This is a genomic window from Parapedobacter sp. ISTM3 (genome assembly GCF_016533505.1).
In the GTDB taxonomy this organism is placed as follows: Bacteria; Bacteroidota; Bacteroidia; order Sphingobacteriales; family Sphingobacteriaceae; genus Parapedobacter; species Parapedobacter luteus.
This window is the reverse complement of sequence record NZ_JAENGN010000021.1, coordinates 35,882-58,858: the sequence shown is the minus strand read 5'-3', so window position 1 is coordinate 58,858 and position 22,977 is coordinate 35,882. Positions and strand designations below refer to the sequence as shown.

General features: G+C 49.8%; 14 protein-coding genes. 8 read left to right on the top strand and 6 right to left on the bottom strand.

Annotated elements, in window-relative coordinates:
• Positions 1-11 precede the first annotated feature (11 nt).
• The 4 genes from JHJ32_RS20610 to JHJ32_RS20595 all read left to right on the top strand — a co-directional run bounded on the left by JHJ32_RS20610 (position 12) and on the right by JHJ32_RS20595 (position 7,650).
• Positions 12-1,304: a M28 family metallopeptidase gene (locus tag JHJ32_RS20610; protein WP_233632784.1), complete on the top strand. Its 1,293-nt coding sequence runs from the start codon at positions 12-14 to the stop codon at positions 1,302-1,304.
• A 184-nt stretch (positions 1,305-1,488) separates the two neighbouring features.
• Positions 1,489-2,742, top strand: coding sequence for an efflux RND transporter periplasmic adaptor subunit (locus JHJ32_RS20605; protein WP_079718670.1), 1,254 nt, complete (start codon positions 1,489-1,491; stop codon positions 2,740-2,742).
• 117 nt (positions 2,743-2,859) lie between these two features.
• Positions 2,860-5,232, top strand: a complete 2,373-nt coding sequence (locus JHJ32_RS20600) for an ABC transporter permease (RefSeq protein ID WP_200122270.1) — start codon at positions 2,860-2,862, stop codon at positions 5,230-5,232.
• Between the two features lie 39 nt (positions 5,233-5,271).
• On the top strand, positions 5,272-7,650 hold the full coding sequence (locus tag JHJ32_RS20595; protein WP_200122263.1) for an ABC transporter permease: 2,379 nt from the start codon (positions 5,272-5,274) through the stop codon (positions 7,648-7,650).
• 77 nt (positions 7,651-7,727) lie between these two features.
• On the opposite strand, the gene JHJ32_RS20590 is transcribed toward JHJ32_RS20595, so the two are convergent.
• The 5 genes from JHJ32_RS20590 to JHJ32_RS20570 form a co-directional block, all read right to left on the bottom strand.
• Positions 7,728-9,266, bottom strand: a complete 1,539-nt coding sequence (locus JHJ32_RS20590) for a RagB/SusD family nutrient uptake outer membrane protein (RefSeq protein WP_200122256.1) — start codon at positions 9,264-9,266, stop codon at positions 7,728-7,730.
• A gap of 18 nt (positions 9,267-9,284) precedes the next feature.
• The gene (locus JHJ32_RS20585; protein WP_200122255.1) at positions 9,285-12,893 is read right to left on the bottom strand and encodes a TonB-dependent receptor; all 3,609 of its coding nucleotides are present in this window, start codon (positions 12,891-12,893) and stop codon (positions 9,285-9,287) included.
• Between the two features lie 141 nt (positions 12,894-13,034).
• Complete coding sequence (locus JHJ32_RS20580; protein WP_233632783.1) at positions 13,035-14,186, bottom strand: FecR family protein; 1,152 nt, start codon at positions 14,184-14,186, stop codon at positions 13,035-13,037.
• 74 nt (positions 14,187-14,260) lie between these two features.
• A complete protein-coding gene (locus JHJ32_RS20575) occupies positions 14,261-14,845 on the bottom strand; it encodes an RNA polymerase sigma factor (RefSeq protein ID WP_200122253.1) in 585 nt (194 codons plus the stop codon).
• A 259-nt stretch (positions 14,846-15,104) separates the two neighbouring features.
• Positions 15,105-16,169, bottom strand: coding sequence for a mechanosensitive ion channel family protein (locus JHJ32_RS20570; RefSeq protein ID WP_200122252.1), 1,065 nt, complete (start codon positions 16,167-16,169; stop codon positions 15,105-15,107).
• Positions 16,170-16,464: 295 nt separating this feature from the next.
• On the opposite strand from JHJ32_RS20570, the gene JHJ32_RS20565 reads away from it, so the two are divergent.
• The 4 genes from JHJ32_RS20565 (at position 16,465) to JHJ32_RS20550 (ending at position 21,927) form a co-directional block, all read left to right on the top strand.
• Positions 16,465-18,828 (top strand): ABC transporter permease, encoded by a 2,364-nt coding sequence (locus JHJ32_RS20565; protein ID WP_200122251.1) that lies wholly within the window; start codon positions 16,465-16,467, stop codon positions 18,826-18,828.
• A 57-nt stretch (positions 18,829-18,885) separates the two neighbouring features.
• Positions 18,886-21,234: an ABC transporter permease gene (locus JHJ32_RS20560; RefSeq protein WP_200122250.1), complete on the top strand. Its 2,349-nt coding sequence runs from the start codon at positions 18,886-18,888 to the stop codon at positions 21,232-21,234.
• Positions 21,235-21,331: 97 nt separating this feature from the next.
• Positions 21,332-21,616 (top strand): hypothetical protein, encoded by a 285-nt coding sequence (locus JHJ32_RS20555; RefSeq protein ID WP_200122249.1) that lies wholly within the window; start codon positions 21,332-21,334, stop codon positions 21,614-21,616.
• An 8-nt stretch (positions 21,617-21,624) separates the two neighbouring features.
• Positions 21,625-21,927: a type II CAAX prenyl endopeptidase Rce1 family protein gene (locus JHJ32_RS20550; RefSeq protein ID WP_200122248.1), complete on the top strand. Its 303-nt coding sequence runs from the start codon at positions 21,625-21,627 to the stop codon at positions 21,925-21,927.
• Between the two features lie 126 nt (positions 21,928-22,053).
• Here the strand turns inward: JHJ32_RS20550 and JHJ32_RS20545 are convergent, their stop codons facing one another.
• Positions 22,054-22,977 carry a hypothetical protein gene (locus JHJ32_RS20545; protein WP_200122247.1) on the bottom strand — a complete coding sequence of 308 codons (924 nt, stop codon included), beginning with the start codon at positions 22,975-22,977 and terminating at the stop codon, positions 22,054-22,056.

Sequence of the window (22,977 nt, the reverse complement as noted above, 5' to 3'; positions counted from 1 at the left end):
AGACCACAAACATGTGTAGAAAATTTATAGCCATCGTTCTTTTTATCGTCCCATCACTCCTCACTTCAGCACAAAGCGACGATACACAATATGCCAAACAGGTAGTCAAGCGGCTGGCCTCTCCTGCGTTCAATGGCCGGGGTTATGCAGCGAACGGCGATAAAAAGGCGGCGCGTTTTATCGCTGCAGAAATGAAAAAGACAGGCGTAAAACCCTTATTCGAAAACGACTATTTCCAGCATTTCGAGCTAGGTGCCAATACCTTCCCCGGCGATCTACGCGTTTCACTTGATAATCATCGCCTCACACCCGGAGTCGATTTTATTGTCTGGTCCGGAAGCCCATCTGTGGATGGCCGGTTTGCAGTGAACACAATCAAAAGGAGCGACCTGTATGGCGATCGCGTGCCTGTGAGTGATATCGTTAAGGACGGGCATTTCCTGTTGATTGACAACCGTAAACCAGCGGACGAATCCAGGGAACTGGCGAGACAAGCTGATGCGGCTATTTTGTTTCTGCGCAACGACCCTGATATTGCATTACCCGGAGTGATTATTTATGACGACAGTAAATTGACGTGGTCGTCGCAGACGAAACCCAGCGCAAGACCGGTCATCTTTGTCAACCAGCCCCGGCTTGATCCCCAAGGAATATCGTCGATTGCTATTACCGTTGAGTCGGTTTGGACACCCAACTATACCACCCAAAACGTCGCCGGCATCATACCGGGCACCGCTTCCCCCGATTCCATGATCGTGGTATGCGCGCACTATGACCACCTCGGCCGCATGGGCAAAAAAACGTACATTCCCGGTGCCAATGACAACGCAAGCGGCACTGCCTTTATCTTAGATTTGGCTAGGCACTATGCCAATCATCCCCCGAAATACTCGATGGTATTCATCGCCTTTTCGGGGGAAGAGTCCGGTTTGCTCGGATCCAAAGCATTCGTCAAAAACACCCCCATCGATCTGGCAAAAATCAAGTTTCTGATCAACTTCGACATGGTAGGTACCGGTGACGACGGCATTACGGTGGTCAACGCCCCCATTTTCCCCGAAGCGTTCAGCCGCATGACGCAGCTGAATGACGATCAACAATACCTCAAGGCAATAAATAGCCGTGGCGAGTCGTGCAACAGTGACCATTGCCCGTTTTACCAGGAGGGCGTTCCCAGTTTTTTCATTTACACGCAGGGAGGCATCGCCGCTTACCACGACATCCATGACCGGGCCTCCACGCTGCCGTTCACGGCCTACGTACAGCTGAAAAGCCTCATCATCGACTTCTTCAAGTTGATGTAATTTTATACCTGCACACTATTCAGCCGCACATGTTCGCTATCGCACATCAGGTGTCCGATATCGGACAGTTTCGTTTTATAACACCAGGCAATCACCTGTTTTAAACACACTTACATTTTTGGCACGGCGTTTTATAGAAGTGGTCGGTGGTTTCACGCAGACCACTGATTACAAAAAAGAAAAAATGGACAGAGCATTACCGAAAAAACGATGGAACAGTAAACGCATCACGATGGTTGTAGGCGGGGCAGGTATTCTTGCGTTGATATTTGCCAGTTATTATTTTACGTCCGGCAATTCACGGCTCAATGTGGATGCCGAACGCATCACCATATCCGAAGTTAAAGAAGATTCTTTTCGCGAATTTATCCCTGTAAACGGCACCGTACTTCCTATTACCAGCATTTTTTTGGACGCGTCCGTGGGCGGGCGTGTGGAAGAGAAATTTGTAGAAGACGGCGCCAAGCTTAAAAAAGGCGATCCCATCATGCGGCTTTCCAACACCGATTTGGAATTGAGCTTGATCAACCAGGAGACTTCTGTACTTAACCTCCTCACCCAATCGCAAATAGCACAAACCAATGCCCAGCAAATGTCGATCAATAACCGCAACCAGATGGCCGACGTGGAAAACCGGCTCAAGGAAGCCGAACGCGTGTATAAGCTCAATAAAACCCTTTATGAACAAAAGGCCATCGGTTCTCAGGAGTACCAACAGGCGCTCAATGATTACAACTACCAAAAGGAACGCATGGAGCTGACTAAACAAATCCTTACACAAGATTCCGTATCCACCATGCAGAAGGTCAATCAAGACCGGCAGATGTATGAGCGTACACAAGCCGCTCTTAATCTCATGCGCCAGAAGGTTGACGACCTCATTCTCCGGGCACCGGTCGATGGACAGCTTACCTCCTTTGACGCTGAAATCGGCCAGAGCAAAAATCCAGGCGAGCGCCTTGGACAGATCGATGTGCTAACCGGTTTCAAGGTACGTGCCGATATCGATGAGCACTATATTTCCCGTATTTACCCTGATTTGGAAGGCGAATTTACCTTTGCCGGCAAAAGCTACAAATTAGTCATCAAAAAGGTTTATACCCAGGTGACCAACGGCCGGTTCCAGGTCGACATGGAATTTGTAAACGAGGTGCCTGATGGCATCCGCCGCGGTCAGACGTTACAAATCCGCCTGGCGCTCAGTGACGAAACCAAGGCAGTATTACTCGCCAAAGGCGGCTTTTACCAACAAACCGGCGGCAACTGGGTGTTCAAACTCACCGAAGATGGCAAAACTGCTTACCGTGTGGATGTGCAACTTGGCCGTCAAAACCCCGATTACTACGAAGTCATCAGCGGCTTAGCGCCGGGAGATAAAGTGGTGACGTCAAGCTACGAAACGTATGATAGGGTACAAGAGTTGAGAATCAGCAACTAACATGATAAAAACGATTTCAAGACGGCTTTTAGGACCGCATGCAACCATGCCGATAGGATGTAGGCATGACCGCCGCCTTAATCAGGATGGCGGTACGGAGTAAAAAAACAGATTAGTATGTTACACAACTATATAAAAGTCGCGTGGCGGAATTTAGTGCGCAACAAAGTCTATTCGTTCATCAACATTTTAGGTCTAAGTGTTGGGATGACGTCATGCATGTTGATTTTAATCTGGATACAAAACGAAGTAAGTCACGACCAATTTCACGAAAAGAAAGACCGGATTTTCATCGCCAACAATAGGGATATCAACGAAGGCGTCATCAACGCTTGGTCATGGACACCAAACATCATGGCGCCTACGCTAAAACAGGATTACCCCGAAGTAGAAGACGCCATCCGGTACAATGACTTCAACAGCTTTCTGTTTACCGTGGGCGACAAAAAACAAAAACATCGGGGTGCATTTACAGATCCCGGCTTTTTGACCACATTCAGCTTACCACTGAAGCAGGGCGATCCGAAAACCGCTCTTAACGGCACCTATAACATTGTCCTTACCGAAAAACTGGCGCAAAACCTATTCGGTGACGCCGACCCCATGGGCAAAATCATTAAAATCGACAGTACCGATCAATTCACCGTGTCGGGCATTCTGGAAGATTTGCCAAGCAACACCCGTTTCGATTTTGCCTACTTGATGCCTTGGGATTACAGTGTCCGATTAGGTTGGCGGGATAGCTCTTGGGCAAATAATGCACTGGCAACGTTTGTGTTATTGAAGGAAGGAGTATCACACGCAGCATTCGATCAAAAAATAAAAAATATTACCAAGGATCACCTGGCAAATGATCCGTTATACAAAAACCGGGAAGTGTTCACCCAGCCGCTTACGGAAGCCTGGCTGTACTCCCGACAAGAAAATGGATATTATACGGGCGGCCGAATTGAAATGGTGCGGTTATTCGTGATCATCGCCGGGTTTATTCTCATCATCGCCTGCATTAATTTCATGGACCTCAGTACCGCCCGAAGTGAAAAAAGAGCAAAAGAAGTGGGTATCCGCAAAGTTGTCGGTGCACAGAAAGAACTACTGATCGGCCAATTTCTGGGCGAAAGCCTGTTGCTGGCCGCGATCGCATTTGTCTTTGCTTTGGGCTTTGTATTCCTTACCCTGCCGGCCTTTAGCGGCTTGGTGAATAAGGCCCTGTCAGTAGACCTGGGGAATCCGCTATTTTGGTTGTTTTCACTTTCCTTTGTCGTGATTTGCGGACTATTGGCTGGCAGCTATCCGGCCCTGTACCTATCGGCTTTCAAGCCTGTCAAAGTGCTGAAAGGCTTGTTCAAGCGCAGCCATGCCACCGTCAGCCCAAGAAAGGTACTGGTTGTGCTGCAATTTACCTTCGCCATCATCCTCATCATTGCCACCATCATTGTCTCCCAACAGATCAGATATGCACAGTCGAGAGATAATGGGTATGACCGCGACAACCTCGTGTATCTATCCATGGAAGGGGCTATCGAACGCAACTATGAGCTTATCCGAAACGAGTTAATCAGCCAAGGCGCCGCGATAGCCGTCACGAAATCCATGAGCCCCATCATCACCCGTTTTAGCGACAGCTGGGGCTGGAGTTGGACGGGTAGCACAGAAGAAGACAAGCGAATAGATTTCGTGCGGATGGCTACCGATGCTGACTTTGTCAAGACCATCGGCGCAACATTGGTCATGGGCCGCGATATCGACATTTACCAATTTCCCGGCGATTCGACTTCGATCTTGCTAAACGAGACCGCTGTAAGAATGATGCGCCTGGAAGATCCGTTAAATACCATTTTGAGGGCAGACGGTGAAGACTGGCGCGTGGTTGGCGTGGTAAAGGATTTTATCTACGAATCTCCGTTTGAAAATGTACAGCAACTGGTTGTTTTCGGACCCAAATCATGGTTTACGACCATCCATATCAAATTAAACCCGGCTAATTCGACGCAACGTAACTTAGCGATTGCCGAACAGGTTTTAAAAATCCACAATCCGGATTATCCGTTTGAATACCGTTTTGTAGATGAAGCGTATGCGAGAAAATTCAGGGAAGAACAACGGGTGGGCACACTGGCCGCACTATTTGCCGGTTTGACCATTTTTATTTCCTGTCTTGGGTTATTTGGACTTGCCACGTTCACCGCAGAGAGCCGGATCAAGGAAGTCGGTGTAAGAAAGGTACTCGGTGCCTCGGTATTCAACGTGACCGTCTTGCTGTCTAAGGACTTTCTCAAATTGGTATTCGTGGCGTTTGTCATAGCCTCTCCTGTCGCGTGGTATGCGATGAATAAATGGCTTGCCGGCTACACGTATAGCATAGGTGTAGAATGGTGGGTATTTGCGCTGTCAGGTGTACTTGCGATTTCTATCTCGCTACTCACTATCAGCTATCAAGCCATCAAAGCGGGGATGGCAAATCCGGTACGCAGCTTGCGGGACGAGTAATTATGCCTCAGTTGAAGCAACCACATAAAAACAAACAAGATGCTGACGAACTATCTTAAAACGGCTTTCAGGGCGCTTGCCAAGCATAGCGCCTATTCAGCCATTAATATTTTCGGATTGGCGCTAAGTCTTTCCGCCGCCATCCTCATTCTCCTTTGGGTTTGGGATGAACTGAGTTATGACCGGATGCATAGCAAGGGCAACCGGATTTTTCAGGTTTCGACAACTTTCGATGTCACTTCCGAAAACGTTTGGCCTGTAGGACCACCTCCTTTAGCGGTGTTTGGCCAATCGGAATTGCCCAGCGTCGAGGCCGCATGCCGGATGACGAACAGCGAGGCATCCATCAGCAAACCGAACGATAACCGTACGTTCGCTGAGTCCGGGCAGCAGGTCGACCCCTCCTTCTTCCATCTGTTCGATTTCGCGTGGTTGGCCGGCAATCGCCAACTTCCATTTCCCGACAACAATTCCATCGTGCTGACCGAAACATTGGCACGCAAGTACTTCGGTCATGAGGAGGTGTTGGGCCAAACGGTCGTGCTCAATCTCGATCCCAACAATCCTGATGGCAAACGAAACTTCCGGGTGACCGGTGTCATTGCTGATTTCCCGCACAATTCCTCCATAGAGACCGATTTTCTACTTCCCATCGAACTGCTCAACGAAAATCGGGAAGGTGCAGGCATTAATGAAGAATGGGGAAGCTTTAGCTATCGTACTTTCTTTTTACTCCAAGCAGGATCAACTCCGAAAACTGTTGAAACCCAACTGGCCGACCTACACCGGAAAAACAACGAAGCAGAATTATTCAAAACACTTGTCTACTTCCTACAGCCACTAAAAGACATTCACCTGTACAATGGTAAGGGCGAAGAGCGCGGCATGCAGCAGGTACGGATTTTTGCTTGGGTTGCCCTCATCATTCTGTTGATTGCATCCATCAATTACGTCAACCTCGTCACTGCCCGGTCTACACGGCGGAGCAAAGAGGTCAGCGTCCGAAAGGTCGTCGGGGCCAACCGGGGCCACCTTTTCTGGCAGTTCATCACCGAATCCGTTGTCGTCTTCTTCATCGCGATGTGTCTGTCCATCGGATTTGCTTATGCGGCCATGCCACTTTACAATAGCCTTTCCGGCAAAGAAATGGTATTTAGCCTGTCTGATTCCCGGGTGTGGTTGCTCTTTGGTGGCACCCTACTTTCCGTTGTGGCATTGGCGGGCATCTACCCTGCGTTGCTACTTTCGACCTTCAAGCCTGCACAGGCCTTGAAAGGCGTTTTGCCAGGCATCGGCAAAAACAACGGGTTCCGCAAAGCGCTGGTCATCCTTCAATTCACCTGTTCCGTAGTGCTTATCATCGCAACCATCATCATCAGTCGCCAGCTCGAATACATCCGCAAAAAGGAATTGGGTTACGATAAGGAAAACGTATTTTTATTTAACCAAAAAAATTTTCTGAGCCGCTTTGAAGCCGTGCGCACCGAGCTGGTAAATCAGCCCGGCATCAAAAGCGTTACGGCGGCCAGCGGCGACATCAGCAACATCGGCTCCGGTACCGGTGATATTGAGTGGGAAGGGAAACCCGCCAGCATGGCCAACTTCATGGTATACCAAATGGCCGTGGACCATCAATTTTTGGACGTCATGGATCTCAAATTAGTCGAAGGGCACGGCTTTACCGGCACACCGTCGGATTCGGGGTATGTCATCCTCAACGAAACCGCCGTCAGGCAAATGGGGCTCAGCGACCCTGTGGGCAAACCGATCACGTTCCGCTATCGCCCGGTGACGATCGCCGGTGTCGTCAAGGATTTCCATTTCGCCGATTTGAAAAGAACCATCGCCCCCTGCGTATTATTTGCAGATGCCACGGTTCCACTCAACGGCATGTATATCAAAACCACCGGTGCAGAAGCAGCCCGGGCCATTGCCGCCGTGGAAACGCTGTGGAAGCGATACAACGCCGAGTTCGAATTTGATTATCAGTTCATGGATGAATCGTTTGACAAGCTTTACAAAAGCGATATTCAGGCGGGCCGGCTATTCAATGTATTCGCCGGTATCGCCATCCTGATTTCATGCTTGGGACTCTTTGGTCTCGTTACGTTTACCGCTGAAACCAAGGTCAAGGAAATTGGCATCCGCAAGACACTCGGCGCAAGTGTATCCCATATCATCCTGCTCATCTCCATGGACTTCCTGAAATTAGTGGGACTATCATTTCTTGTAGCGTTTCCGCTGGGGTGGTGGATAATGAATAAATGGCTCGATAACTATGTATACCGCACGGGCATCGAATGGTGGGTGTTTGCCGTGGCCGGTTTTACGGCGTTCGCCATTGCAGCCGTTACGGTATGTGGCAAATCGCTGCGGGCGGCACAGGAAAATCCGATTAAGGCTATACGGACGGAGTAACCGGGAGGTGACGCCATCGAAAAAAGTCGGGGTGATACGCAAAAACGTATCACCCCGCTTTTTTTTAACAACGACGTTTAAGGATTTTGTTGCGTAATATTCGGATTAAGCAGCAGTTCGCTTTCCAGCGGGAGCTGCAATGTATAATCCCGTTGTGGAGTCAGGGTGACCTCCTTATACACATGGTTCGCTGAGCCGGTCCGATCTACCGGCAGATTCCAGCGTTTATTGTCATAAAACTCAAATCCGCCCTCGCCCCACAATTCAATCCGGCGGTGCAGCCGAATTTCGGCAAACAGCGCCTCTCCCGTATTGGTAGACTGGGTGTAAGCGGGATCGCGCTGTGATACCAACTGAAAAAGTGTTCGTTGGGCGGCTTCGTCATTGCCTGCTCGGGCTTCCGCTTCAGCCTTTACCAATAGCATTTCCGACGCCCGCATGTAAATTTCGTTCTGGTAATAGGCGGTTGTCTGTCCAGAAATGATACCAGCGGCAAACTTGGTGCTGGCATACTTCGGATAGTGGATGGTTGCGCCCGACGAGGGGTAGGTAAATTCGATATAGTCCTCGCTTACGAAATTCGCTTTGCGATAGTCGGTTTCCGGAATCTGGTCATAAAGCCGCTGGTCAATAGCTACCCATGACCCCTGCGAACCACCATATCCACCTTCTCCCCAAGGGTTCATCCATCCGGGGAATGACGAGGTACCTCTACTTGAATTCACATCCACTTCATACCCGAAAATAGCCTCGTTGTCCAGCACGGTCATCCCCGAGGTTGTATATTGCGCCTCATTCATCAGCATGGGATAGGCAGCGATTACCTTATCAGCCGCAGCGATAGCCGTGCTCCAGTCGCCCATGGTCAGCGCCGCGCGAGCTAATACGACACTTGCAACGGAGCCGTCGATATCCGTCCGATCTTCCGTCTTGTATGACCCTGCGGCCTCAAACAGCCGTACAGCTTCCGTGGCATCCGCAATCACCTGAGCCCACACCGCCGAAGCCGGCGCCCGATCTTTAAACGGATCGTTATTATCCAAGTGCAAGAGCACGCCTGGTTTTTCAGCGCCGCCATGCAAGTAATCATCTTGGTAGAGCCACATCAAATACGTATAGGAAAACGCACGCATCGTCAGTGCGGCCGCCTTATACCGCATGATTTTCTCGTTCGAGCCATCAGCCGTGTTCAAATCCACATCCGGTGGTATCAAGCCCAAAATCTCATTGGCATAATAAACATATTTATACAGCGTCCCCCAATATACGGCGACCCTCGCCGTGCTTTCTTCCCGGTATGCCCGTAGTTCATAATCGTTCACCAACCACGTTCCGTTCCGGTTGGCCAGCACCATATCATTGCCTTTCAGGCTGAGCAGGATATTCATCACCGGCCAATTGCGTGTATCCACCGAATTAGCAAACGTATAAGTATTGATAGCAGCCACCATCGTATTCAGCATGGGTTCCAACACCAAATCCGGGTCCTCCTTCACCAGCCGTTGGATGTCTTCCTCGGTAATCCGGTTGCCTGTCGGATTGATATCCAACTGATCACTGCACGCACCGGCCATAAGCAACGCGGCGCCAAGCATTATATAACGTATCTTCTTCATTGCACGAATTTATTCTAGTTAAATGCTAATGTTAAGTCCCAATGATATCGCCTTCGTTTGCGGGTAGTTGAACGGGTTGATGGTCGTACCATCGACCACTTGGCGCGGATCCAGCCCCTTCTTTGCCGAAACAAAGAACAAATTTTCCGCTGCGACATAGATGCGTACCCCTTCCAAGAACAACCGCCGGGCTAGCGCGGGCGATAACCGATACCCGAGGTTAATTGTCCGCAAGTTGAAATAATCCGCGTCGAACAGGCTGAAATCCGAATACTGGCCCTCTCCGCCTCCAATCGGCGACACGCCGAAGTTCGTGCCACCCAATGCACGCAAGGGGATGTTTGAATTCGGGTTATCAGGCGTCCACGCGTTCAGCATATCCACGTGCACACCACGGCCGATGGTTTGCGAAACCAGATTTTGATATGTACGTGACACCACCTTGCCGCCCAGCTGCCAGCTGGCCACCACACCGATATCGAAATTTTTGTAACGCACGTTGGTAGACACGCCGCCAACCCAATCGGGTGTCGCAGTACCCAATTCAAAGCGCGTCGCCTCGGAGCCTACGGTGGTGGTCACGATATCGCCTGCCGCATGTCCCGGATAGTTGGCCAAATCAGACTCGTTCAGGCGCTTGTACAACATGCCCAACCCCGTCTCCGGATCCACGCCCGCATACCGGTACATATACAAGTTGAAATAATCAGTACCTGCCCTGCGCAGGTAGTTACCGGAAAGGTACCCCCCATCAAGGTCGCGCGATCCCATGTTATCAGGAATTTCCAGCAATTTGGTCCGGTAACGCGATGCATTGACATTGAATGACCAGTGGAGGTTTTCATGACGGATGATGTCCACGCCGAGTTCAAGCTCCAATCCGGTATTCAACAATTTACCTACGTTCTGCAACGCGCCCGAACGGCCGGCCGAAGCCGGATACGATACCGCCAACAGCATATCCACCGTTTTACGGCGGAAGTAATCTACCGTACCATAAAAGCGGTTCCAGAGACGAAAGTCCAATCCCAAATCAAGAATCTGGTTCGATTCCCATGTGATCGACGGATCGCCCCAGGTGTTTGCAGCCAAGGCAAACTCCGCATCGGTTATACTGCCCACACCAGAAAGCAGGTATGTATTTGTCCAAGCGTATTGCGTCGATGCCGGCACCCCATTGTTGCCCTGTACACCATAGCTGCCCCGCAGCCGCAAATCGTTTATCCATGCGATGTTATCTTTGATGAAAGCTTCTTCGGCAATGCGGTAGGCACCGCCCAGCGACCAAAATGTACCCCAGCGGTTGCCTCGGAAGTAAGATGAACCGTCAGTCCGCAGGCTCGCCGAAAGGTAGTACTTGCCCGCAAAATTGTAGTTAAACCGGCTGAAGTACCCTTCCAAGGCATTCTCACGTTCTTGGCCATTCAACGACAACACCCTCACGGCGTTGCCCATACTTGGATTATCCAGTGCAAACATCCGGTATTTGGTGCCTCGCATCTCATCATACCGGTACTTATTAAACTCATGCCCGAACAACGCATCAACGTTGTGTTGGCCGAATGTTTTGTTCCACGTCAGCAATTGCGTGGCATTGATGGTCATGGCCTTGGCCCACCACCCCTCGATCGTCCCCCCGTAGTCACGCGCCGCAGTACCGCTCTCGTTATTTCCATAAGCCCTGTACTGGCGGTATTGATTATCTACGGAGATGTCCGCTTTCAACGTAAAGTCCTTCAAAAACGTTGCTTCCAGGTATCCCCTTCCAGAAAAATAATCGTTGGTATTTTCCGTCAGGTCTTTCTCAAAATAGACTGCCGGCGAATATCCATTGAATGCGTTGCGGCTTGTCGGGCCGTACGGCGAATACGTCTGGTTGGTCCCGAGGTCAAACGTTGGGTTTCCATTGGCATTCCGGATGACGTTGCCATCGCGATCATACGCGTAAATCGGATATGTCGGCGCAAAAAGATTCATGAAAGTAAAAATGTTGGTATTCACTGTACCTCCGGTATACCCCTGCGGCTCGTTGGTATAGGTTTTTGAATAGGACATGTTGCCTCCACCCTTCAGCCACGGAGCGATCTTGGTATTCAAGTTCAACCTTGCCGAGTGCCTGTCGAAATCCGAGCCCATGACAAACGATGGATTCTTCAACATACCCAGTGATACAAAATAATCCGTATTTTCGGTTGCGCCACTGACGTTTGCATTATATTCCTGGCGGAAAGCCGTCTTCAGGAAATAATCCTGCCAATCATCGTGATAAAGCAGTTGCGCATCCGAGCGGATCCTGCCCGTGGCGGGATCAATCAAGGTCGTTCCTTCAGGAATCCGGTAGGCCATGTAATTGCCAAGCCCATTGCCTGTATTACTTGCCCCATTTGCCGTGAACAGGTTGCTGCTTGCATACTGGCGGGCGTCCTCGTCGGTATGCCCTTGTATGTATCGCATATAATTATATATGCCTTTCCACGTATATTCATAATAGGTTGCCGGATCGCGTATCACCTCGAAATCTGGCACACCTTGACTGACACCGCCCCAACGGAAGTCTACCCCTATTTTCGGTTTCCCCAATTTGCCCTTTTTTGTCGTTACGAGGATTAATCCGTTGGCGGCGCGCGAACCGTAAATGGAGTTGGCGGCGGCATCTTTCGACACCACAATCGATTCTACATCATCGGGATTTAAGGAAGACAATGGTAAGTTGGAAACCGCACCATCCACGACAATCAACGGATCGTTTGACGCATTAATGCTTCCCATACCCCGTACACGGATACGAGCATCTCGGCCGGGTTGTCCACTCTCCGTATTTAGCTGTACGCCGGCTACCGCTCCTTCCAGCGCCTGCGAAATAGTGGCAGCCTGCTGCTGTTTGATGTTGTCAGCCGAAATAGACGCAACGGAGCCTGTGAAGTCGCGCTTTTTTGCGGTACCATATGCGACGACGATCACTTCATCTATTTCTTGGGAGATCTGGGATAACACGACATCATAGGTTGTTTGCGTACCCACAACAATTTCACGGGTCTGGTATCCCGTTGACGAAAAGACCAAGGTCGCACCCGACTGAACGTCTGCTATCGAAAACCGGCCAGCCTGATCGGTGACCACACCTTTATTGGTGCCTGCAATATGCACACTCACGCCTGCCAGCGCATTGCCGAGGCTATCCCTTACCGTACCTTGGACGCTCGTCTGGGCTGTTACCTCCAGAGGGCCGGCGGCCCGACGTTTAGGACTGAGCGTAATCAGTTTTTCGTTGACTTTATAGTCAAAGGGCTGGTCGGCAAACAAGATAGGCAATAAATCACCGATCTCCATCTGCGACACGTTTATGGTCACCGGTCTGAATTGGCTTAAGTACTCCTCACGGAATAAAAAGTCATAGCCACTTTGCTTCCTGATTTCACGCAAAACACGTTCAAGTGGCGTATTGTTCGCGTGGATGTTCACCTTTTGGGCAAGACTGTTGACCGCCAGGGTATTCAACGCGAAAACCAATAAAAATAAAGGGGTTAATTTCATGGCTAATGAGCATCTACGGAGCTGCTCGCCGCAGGAGGCAATAACTCGCGTCAAATTACACACGGCAGCCCCGAGGTAAGAAACATATTTCATACATTTGTTATGTTTGGTTATGGAGTTCTGTTCTATTCGTAAAAAATCAGATCTAATGCAGCCAGACTACGGCTGGGACTGTTGGTAGCGGTTCCAGCCACTGCTTAGGCAGCTTAGCGTACGGTAATAGTGAGTCAAGGTCTACGGTATCACGGCAACCCTCCTTCCTTCCAAATCAAAGTGCAGTCCGGTGTATTCACTTAGCGCTGCCAACACTACCGAAAGCTTTTTGTCCCTCGAAATCTCGCCATAAAGCCTCCCCGTTTTAGGAAGGCTCGCATAATCAAATTCGACGTCATACCAACGTTCGATCTGCCGGATGATGGTAGCCAAATCCGCATGATAAAACAGGAACAGGTTGTTTTTCCACGCGACTGCCGCCTCCGCATCCACTGGGTGGGTCAAAAGTTCCCCGCCTGCAAAAACCGCCTGCTCGCCGGGACGAAGGGTTTTCGAAAGCCGCCCTTCACGGTCGGAAACACGTACAGTCCCCTCCAACAACGTCGTTTTGACATCCGGCTCGTCCGGATAAGCGTTAAGATTAAACTGCGTGCCCAGTACTTCCACCTCCTGTGTCGCCGTCGCGACAACAAAAGGCATTTTGACGCGCTCAGAGGCCGCCGAATATTGGCTTGCCACCTCGAAGTAGGCCTCTCCTTGAAGTTCCACACGACGTTCATGCCCCGAGAAGTGGTTAGGATATTTCAACAACGATGCAGCATTAAGCCACACGCCCGTTCCATCCGGAAGGACAATTTTAAAATACCCTCCCTTAGGCGTTTCCACTGTATTGAACGCGAGCGCACTTCCTTCCTGTTCGTTTGCTTCGTATAAAATCTGGCCGTCAGCGGTTTTATTGATGATGACTCCGCCCTCTGTCGCCAATTGCCCTATACCCGCCTCGTCCAACGCGATTTTCCTCCCGTCGGCCAATGTTAGCACCGCCCGTTCCGTTCCCGGATCAACATCCGCTGGACGACTGCCAGCAACATGCTGCTCCGCTGAGGGCTGGCGGACCAGTGAATAAAACAGCAACGCTACCGCCGATACGATCACCAGAGCCGCGGCCGAATACATCCACAATAGCCGCCCGTTGAACGGCGGCCGGTGTATCCGCGCTTGCATCGCTTCATACATATTCCGTTCAACCCGTATCCAATCGTCGAGGCTAGGCAGTTGGTCGTTGTCCCTGATATAACGCGCAAAGTGGCTTTCCACCATTTCCCGCTCTTCAGCTGAGCACAGGCCTGACCTGTACCTTTCCAAAAGTTCTTTTGCCCTGTTATGTTCCATGCGTTCCGGCATCCTGGCCTTCATTTGCTATGGAAGCGAACCCATTAAAAAATCCCGATTTTTTTCCTATTTTTTTAAAAAAGCAACAGAATTATCGAAAAAAACACGACAATGATCCGCGTTAATTTCAGTTTAAGACGTTTTATTGATTCACTTGATAGGTTTTTTACGGTTTTTACAGACAATTGCAGGCGATCCGCTATCTCTTCATTGCTCAACCCCTCCTGTTTGAGAAGAAACACTTCCCCCATACGCTTGGAGAACCCTGCGACCACACTATCCAGGTAACTTATCAGTTCTTTCTCTGCGATATGGCTGCTGATGGTGTCCACGCCATTGGCTATACCATGCTGTACATAATTGGCAAACTTCTCCTGTACTTTGCGATGATCGGTCAGGTTTAAGAACCGATGCCTGACACATTGATAAAGATAAGGAAGCAAAGGCCCTCGTATCAAGAGCTCGACACGTTTCTCCCAAATATAGATAAACACGTCCTGCACGATATCTGCCGCTTCGTCCGCATCGGCTACGAGCTTGAACGCATACACATACAAATTAGCATGATACGCTTCATAGATCGCCGTAAACGCCTTTTTATCACCAGCACAGAGCGCCTTCAGCAAGGTCTGGTCATTAATACGGTCACGATCGTCCATCTTTACCTTTGGCAGTTAAATTCGTTGGCGCTTAGCTAGTGTCTCATTACGGGTACGCAAAACTAACCAAAGTGATTTGTATTACCAATACTACAACTTGGTGCGCAACAAATTTCAGATTTTGAGCGACTCACGATGTTTACAGCTATTGGATTTTGGCTGGCACGCTCACTCCGTTCACGCGCTTAGGCCAAAATCCAATAGCTGTAAACAAGCAGAAATTCATGCCCGCGTTGGTCTCCTGCGCGGTCGTCTTCCCCTAATGCTCAACCAGCTCGACACGGGTACGCGAAAGGCTTTGCGGATAACGCTCCTGCAAGAAGGCAATTAGCTTTTCGCGCACATAGCACCGCAGTTCCCACGCCTCACCAGAGTTACGGCAGCTCATTAATGCTCGGATTTCCATGGTCTGTTCTTTGACATCGGTCACATGAACGACATTGACCTGGCCATCCCACAATTCATGCCCCGTCAGCAACCGTGTGAGCTCGTCACGCACCACGTCAACGGATACCGTAAAATCCGTATGAATAAATACCGTACCCAGGATCTCGGCCGATGTACGCGTCCAGTTTTGGAACGGCCGTTCGATAAAATATTGAATAGGTAAAATTAGGCGCCGCTTATCCCAAATATTAAGCACTACATAGGTCAGTGTAATCTCCTCAATTTTTCCCCATTCACCCTCCACTACCAACACATCATCGATGCGGATGGGCTGCGTGAAAGCTATTTGGAATCCCGCCAACAGGTTCCCCAATGATTTTTGAGCCGCAAAGCCGATAATGATACCACCAAGCCCTACGCCGGTAAGCAATCCCGCGCCGATTTTCTGCATGCTCTCGAAGGTCAGCAAAACCGTTGCAAGCGTGACCACCACCACCAAAACAACCAATAGCTTCCGGATAAATTGGGTCTGTGTACGGATTTTACGCGCTTTGAGGTTATCCGCTGCGTGATAGTCAAACCGGTGATTGACATTATCTTCCGCAATGCGGATGATACGGATGACGATGATGGCGAAACACACCATAAACAAAATTTCAATTACCTGGTCGACTACCCCTGCCCATCGGGGCGATAATCGCATAAACGGTTTTAAGGCATTGAGAAACAAAATCGGCAAAAACACATTAATCACTTTATTTAAATGCCGTACAGCTGATCGGAAAAGCGAATATCGTCCGTCGTCAACAGCTTTCCAACGGATAACAGGAATCATTATCAGTTTGAATAACAATCCGACAGCGACAGCCAACCCAAACAAAACCAAGTTCCACAGCCACGCCGGAGCATCGACCAAAAAAAGTTGTAAATTTTCCATGTTTTAGTCCAGATATCGTACACAACACCGATGAATAAAAAAAGTGCTTTTTTGCACGGTTGCCGTGGTTATAAACACACAAAATGCAGCCTTGTTTCCAAAATCCGGACTTTTTCACAACAGCCCAGCCCTTGCCGCTTAAGACCGTCCGATATCGAACATGCAGTGTCCGGTTCCGAACACCAACCATCTCTCTTGCAAACAAAAAACACTAAGAACCAATCCATTATGTTTTTGGAACGATATTCGGGCATTCCGCATCATACAGGAAGCTCATTGCTAATTGCTTAAAGCCATGTTAAAAAATTACTTCAAAACCACCTTCCGAAACCTCTGGAAAACCCGGGGGTATAGCTTCCTTAATATCGTTGGTCTTGCGGTAGGGATCACCGCTGCCTCGCTCATTTTTCTTTGGGTGGAGGACGAGATGACGTATGACAATTTTCCCAACAAAGAAAATAGCTATATCGTAAAATCAAAGCAGACTTTAGATGGGGTGACCAATGTTTCCGATGCCGTACCGGGGCTGCTGGGGCCAGCGATAAAGGCAGAAATACCCGGTATACGGCACGCTGCCCGTGTCGCCTGGATGACCTCCAATATGTTCAGTTTCGGAGACAACAATATCTTCCAGGAAGGGTACTATGCCGAGCCGGATTTGATGGATATTTTCTCACTGGAATTTGTGGAAGGTGACAAGGCTACGGCTATGGACAACCCCGATAAGGTCGTCCTCACCGAATCGGCAGCTGCCCGGATTTTTGGTGATGAACCCGCATTCGGAAAGGTGGTGCGTGTCGACAACGACAAAAGCTATACAGTTTCCGGTGTAGTGAAAGACCTTCCAAAAAACAGCACGTTCCAATTTGATTGGCTGATCCCGTTTGAGGTATATGAACAAGAAAACCAGTGGATACGGCAGTGGCGAAATAACGTATTGATGACCTATGTGGGGTTGGAACCATCGGCTGATGTGGCCCAGGTCAATGACATGCTCCACGACTTTGTCATCCGCCAATCCAGCGACGAACAGTCGACCACGTACAATATGCTCTACCCGATGGAGCGTTGGCGGCTATACAGTAGCTTTGACAGCGACGGCAACGAACAGGAAGGCCGCATGAAATACGTCCGGTTATTCAGCATCATTGCCTGGGTGGTATTGCTCATTGCTTGCATCAACTTCATGAACCTCGCCACGGCACGCTCCGAAAAGCGAACCAAGGAAGTCGGCATGCGCAAGGTCGTGGGTGCTACACGGACATCACTTATTGGTCAGTTTTTGGGCGAATCTTTAATTTTGGCTGCTATATCCGCCTTGCTTGCCGTTGGATTCATTCATCTTGCTATCGGAATCTTCAATAATCTGATCGAAAAGGAACTGGTGATGGATCTGTTCAATCCCACGCACCTCTTTTTCTTGGGCGGCATCGTATTGGTCTGCGGTCTACTATCGGGAATTTACCCGGCATTCTACCTGTCGTCATTCAACCCCATATCCACACTGAAAGGTGTCAAGCAACAAGTCGGGACAGCGGGACTTGTCCGCCGTGCGCTGGTCGTGCTCCAATATACGATGTCCATCACGCTGATCATTTGCACGGTCATCATCTTCCAGCAAATCCAACATGCCAAAGGACGTGATGCGGGTTATGAGCGTAGCCAGGTCCTGCTGACACCCCTACGTGGGAAGATGGCAGAGCGTATCGAGACCATCAAGGAACAGTTGGTCGCGACCGGAGGGGTAGAAAGTGCAGGGCTAAGTGAAAGAAGAATATTGTATATCGGCACCTATTCCTGGAATGTGGGCTGGGAAGGGAAAGCCCCTGACAAACAAGTGAATATTTATAACTTTCGTGCGGATGCAGATTTGGTACCCTCGCTGGGGATGGAAGTGGTAGATGGCCGAAATTTTAGACCGCAGCTATTAGGTGATAGTGCCAGTGCAATCGTCAATGAGACGTTTGCTAAGCTTATCCAATCAGACGGAAAGGTAGTGGGACAGACCATATATAATGGGAAACCTTTTACCATCGTGGGTGTGGTCAAGGATTTCGTCTATAACAATATGTATGGCGTACCTGCGCCGCTATTTTTCTATCCGTTCGAGACACCGCCTTGGGGCCAGCTTAACATAAAAATAAAAGCAGGAGCCAACTTGACAACGGTCATTCCTCAGATCGAGAAAATCATCAAGACGCATAATCCGGAATATCCGTTTGATTACCAATTTCTGGATGAATTATTTGACAGGCAATTCAAATCCGAGATGCTCATCCAGAAACTGGCGGGCGTATTCGCCGTGCTATCCATTATTATCTCCTGCCTCGGTCTGTTCGGCCTCGCCGCTTTCACCGCTGAACGGCGCACCAAAGAAATGGGCATCCGCAAAGTGCTGGGAGCTTCGATCTCGTCGTTAGTCGGCCTGCTCAACCGGGAGTTTGTCATGCTCGTATTGGTTTCCTGTGCCGTAGCTTTCCCCTTCGCCTGGTGGATGATGAGCGACTGGCTCAGCAATTACCAGTACCGCACCGACCTGCATTGGTGGGTGTTTGCCCTGGCTGGGGCCGGCGCGCTGGTCATCGCTCTGCTTACCGTGAGTTCCCAGGCCATCAAGGCAGCATTGATGAATCCGACGAAGAGTTTAAGAGATGAATAGGGAACAGTGATGGGTAGTGAGTGATGGGTGACATAAATTAAAGGAACACCAAAAGAAATGATAACAAATAACCTCAAAATCGCATGGAGAAACCTCGGCAGGCGCAAAGGCTTTTCCATCCTGAATATTGCTGGGTTGGCCCTTGGCTTGGCCAGCGCCCTGCTCATCCTGCTGTGGGTGAAGCACGAGCGGAGTGTCGACAATTTCCACAGTAAAGGCGACCGCCTGTATGTGGCCATGAACCGGGGCATACTGAACAATGAACTCCACTGCTGGCCCACCACGCCAAAACCCTTGGGGCCTACGCTCGTGGCCAATTATCCGGAGGTCGCCCAGGCCACCCGCTATGCCCGCACGGGTTTTCTCTTCACCGTGAACGAAACCCAAGCCAACGCCGGGGGAGCGTTTGTGGACAGTACGTTCCTCTCCATGTTTGATTTCCCGCTCGTTGCTGGCAATCCGGAGATGGCGCTATCCCGCGCCAACGACATCGTCATCACCGAAGCACTCGCCATGCGGCTGTTTGGCAAAACGGATGTACTCGGGCAACAAGTGCGCATCGACAGCGCAGACTATGCCACGGTGTCGGGCATACTGAAAAATTTACCGACCAACACGCGGTTCAGGTTTGATTACCTGCTGCCGTGGACGTATATGGAACGCATCGGTCAGTCGGACGATCTATGGGGCAACAATTCCGTGACCACCTATGTGGAGCTCTCCCCCCAAGCGCAGTTGGCTAAGGCAAACCAAAACATCCAAGATGTTTCCATCAAAAACGGCGACACGAAAAACGAGATTTTCCTCCATTCCTTTCCCGACTGGTGGTTGCACGCTGAATTTGAAAACGGCCACCTTGCCGGAGGGCGGATTGAAATGGTGCGGCTCTTTACCGCCATTGCCTTATTCATTCTCCTCATTGCCTGCATCAACTTTATGAACCTTTCCACCGCCCGCTCCGAAAGACGCGCTAAAGAAGTCGGCGTGCGGAAGGTCGTCGGTGCGCGGCGGTATGCACTCATCGGCCAGTTCCTCACCGAATCCATCCTGTTGGCATCACTTGCGGGTGCACTGTCCATTGCCATTGTACTGGTCAGCCTCCCTGCTTTCGGTGAGTTGGTAGGCACACGGCTGGCCATCGACTTCCGTAGCATCCCACTCTGGGCAGGTATCTTGGGTGTAATTCTGTTTACGGGAGTCCTCGCGGGAAGTTATCCGGCCTTCTTCCTTTCCGGATTCAAGCCGGTGAAGGTGCTCAAAGGCACGTTCAAAGGGTTCAACAAGGCAGTCAACCCGCGCAAGGCTTTGGTGGTGCTGCAATTTACCATCGCCATCATGCTCATGGTGGCCACTTTCATTATCCGGCAGCAAATCCAGCATGCGCAGGATCGCCAGAACGGGTATGACAAAAACAACCTTATCTATGTTTTCCTGTCGGGCGACATTGCCAAGAATTTTCAGCTAATTAAGCATGCGCTGCTCAAGGATAGCGTAGCAACGTCAATTACCCGGAGCCTCTCCCCCGTGACAAGCATCTGGAGCAACGGCTTTATCGATTGGGATGGAAAGACACCCGACAACACCCAGACGTTTGACCGCCTCCATGTCGATGAAGGAGCGGTGACAACCCTCGGCTTGGAGCTGGTACAGGGGCGGGACCTTGACCTCGCCAAATTTTCCACCGACTCCAACGCGGCACTCATTACCGAATCGGCACAACGTGCCATGGGCCTTGACGAGCCTATCAGCAAAACCATCCGCGACCACGGGCAGGACTGGCACATCGTCGGTGTGGTGAAAGACGTGATCATGGGTTCTCCATTTGAACAAATCCGGCCCATCGTGATGTATGGTGCCAACAGTTGGTTTTCCGTCATGCATATCAAATTCAACCCCGGCCTGCCCACACAGGCCGCGCTGGATAAAACCCGGCAAATTCTGAAAGAATATAACCCCAACGAACCGTTCAATTACAGCTTTATCGATCAGGAGTATGCCGCAAAGTTCAGGGATACCCAACAACTAAGCAACATCGCGGGTCTCTTTACCTTCCTCACCATTTTCATTTCGTGCCTCGGCCTGTTTGGTCTTGCCGCCTACATGGCCGAAAACCGTACCAAGGAAATCGGGGTCCGCAAGGTATTGGGCGCGTCGGTATTGTCGTTGGTCAATTTGCTCAACAAGGAATTTCTGACACTCGTCGGCATTGCCTGCCTTGTGGCCTTCCCCATCGCTTATTGGGTAATGGACAGCTGGCTGAATAAATTCACCTACCATACCGGTATCCATTGGTGGGTGTTTGCCGCCATTGGCCTCGGTGCGCTGTTTATCGCGCTGCTCACCGTGAGTTCTCAGGCCATCAAGGCCGCGTTGACCAATCCGACGAGGAGTTTAAGGGATGAATGACCAAATAAAATGAGCTAACATCGCTCTTTTTTACCTGCTTGCCTGTGGGTTGACGTATTTGCTGATCCAGTTCGCGAATGCTATTAGTGAAGTTTGGATGCGGTTGTTTGCCCTCAAGGTTCCTTTTGATTGGAATCACGGCATTGGACTGTTACTTGCCAGCATACTCGCTTACCGTCTTTTCAAAACAGAGCGGCGAACCACGCTGCTTGGGAACAGGCCGCTGGCCGGCCTGCTTTTCAGTAGTGTTTTTTTAATCGCCTATACGGTCGTCGGATTCAAAAATAACATCAGCCTGAATCCACATCTATGGGCATTTATATTCTGCTTATCGACCTTGATTTACGACCTGCTTGAAGAAAGCGTCTGCGCGGGTTTCTAAACGACAAATTGAGCACTATACCTTTTTGGTTAAAAGGCATTATCACCGGCATACTTTGGGCGTTTTGGCATCTGTTGATTTTTGATAGCTTCGACCCGTTTGGCGGACTTCACATTTTCGTCCTGCTATGTATTATCGTATCGATCATCATGGCTTACGCCACGGACAAAACGAACTCGCTGCTGGTAGCGGCTTCCATCCATGCCCTGATGATGTTGCGGGATATGAAAGTCACCGTGCTGTGTGCAGTCGTTTGGTTGGTGCTGATCTTGTTTTGGAAGAATTTGAGGTTTATGCCGAAGACACGTTGACCAACCATTGTAAATAGCGTGAGCCAGGTTTATGCAGCGAGCAAAACCTGAAGGCACTCCCATTGTCCTTCGTTCCGTTAAATGACTGGATCGCGTCCCTGTCATGGATGGTCAGGCACCATGTCCTCATTTCAGCTCCTCGGCCAGCATGACTTTTTCCTCAAGGATGTTTTCCCATAGTTCATCCTTGGTTTTGGCATGCCTATCCCTGCCCTTTTCGATGAAACCCCAATTTTCTTCAAACAGGAAATAGAAATCGTACGACCCACCCACTATTCCCTTGCCGGGCATGTAAATGAACCGATCAATGCCCCGATGGAGATTGTAAGTATCATGGCTATTCCAATCCGTAAATGTCCAAAACTGGTAAGCGGGTTCATCTTTTATATCCAGCTCCCTTGAAAGGTACTCCCGTTGGAGGAGCCGTCTATTAGGTAGTAAAAGCGTACCTCCCAATTGCCGTACATCCAAGGGAAAAGACCAATGTTGGGGTATGTTGAGCGAATCCCAATAAACATCCATCATTTGCCGAATGCTTAGTAAGTCCTGTTGAATATTAATCGTTCCGAATGGCACATTAAATAAAGACGGATAATCATCCATGAAAAAAAACTCCGCCAGGCAAAAATTACTTTTGAAATACTTGCCATCGTCTGTTTTCACCAAACTATACTGCATCGTTTTCTTATCTGTGCTGCTTTCCGACAAAATATGTTTTTCCATGGTGCTGCGGAAGGTCCGTTCGTCGAACACCTCATTGCGGATATCCGCCAAGGTTACTTCACTCCAGTTTTCATTGCCGGTAAAGTCGGGCAAGACGGAAAACAGAATGAGGCCACTAAGGTGTACATTGTATAGTTCGATGGTTTCGTCTACGCCATACAGTTCCTTGGTCTTCAGCGTATATCGGTTTAAACTGTACCGCTCGTCACGCTTGTCCAAGCTATCCAGCATGTCCACCATGATGTATTTTTTCTCTTGCGCTACAGCGCTAACAGTGGATCCGCTGCAAAAAGCGATAAGCACAACTTTTACGATAGTTTTCATCAT

What these genes read in the sequence shown, in the direction of transcription:
- JHJ32_RS20610 (WP_233632784.1), top strand. Translation starts at nt 12, where the DNA reads ATGTGTAGAAAATTTATAGCCATCGTTCTTTTTATCGTCCCATCACTC.
- JHJ32_RS20560 (WP_200122250.1), top strand. Translation starts at nt 18,886, where the DNA reads ATGATAACAAATAACCTCAAAATCGCATGGAGAAACCTCGGCAGGCGC.
- JHJ32_RS20555 (WP_200122249.1), top strand. Translation starts at nt 21,332, where the DNA reads ATGCGGTTGTTTGCCCTCAAGGTTCCTTTTGATTGGAATCACGGCATT.
- JHJ32_RS20590 (WP_200122256.1), bottom strand. Translation starts at nt 9,266, where the DNA reads ATGAAGAAGATACGTTATATAATGCTTGGCGCCGCGTTGCTTATGGCC.
- JHJ32_RS20565 (WP_200122251.1), top strand. Translation starts at nt 16,465, where the DNA reads ATGTTAAAAAATTACTTCAAAACCACCTTCCGAAACCTCTGGAAAACC.
- JHJ32_RS20580 (WP_233632783.1), bottom strand. Translation starts at nt 14,186, where the DNA reads ATGGAACATAACAGGGCAAAAGAACTTTTGGAAAGGTACAGGTCAGGC.
- JHJ32_RS20570 (WP_200122252.1), bottom strand. Translation starts at nt 16,169, where the DNA reads ATGGAAAATTTACAACTTTTTTTGGTCGATGCTCCGGCGTGGCTGTGG.
- JHJ32_RS20575 (WP_200122253.1), bottom strand. Translation starts at nt 14,845, where the DNA reads ATGGACGATCGTGACCGTATTAATGACCAGACCTTGCTGAAGGCGCTC.
- JHJ32_RS20600 (WP_200122270.1), top strand. Translation starts at nt 2,860, where the DNA reads ATGTTACACAACTATATAAAAGTCGCGTGGCGGAATTTAGTGCGCAAC.
- JHJ32_RS20595 (WP_200122263.1), top strand. Translation starts at nt 5,272, where the DNA reads ATGCTGACGAACTATCTTAAAACGGCTTTCAGGGCGCTTGCCAAGCAT.
- JHJ32_RS20545 (WP_200122247.1), bottom strand. Translation starts at nt 22,977, where the DNA reads ATGATGAAAACTATCGTAAAAGTTGTGCTTATCGCTTTTTGCAGCGGA.
- JHJ32_RS20605 (WP_079718670.1), top strand. Translation starts at nt 1,489, where the DNA reads ATGGACAGAGCATTACCGAAAAAACGATGGAACAGTAAACGCATCACG.
- JHJ32_RS20585 (WP_200122255.1), bottom strand. Translation starts at nt 12,893, where the DNA reads ATGAAATATGTTTCTTACCTCGGGGCTGCCGTGTGTAATTTGACGCGA.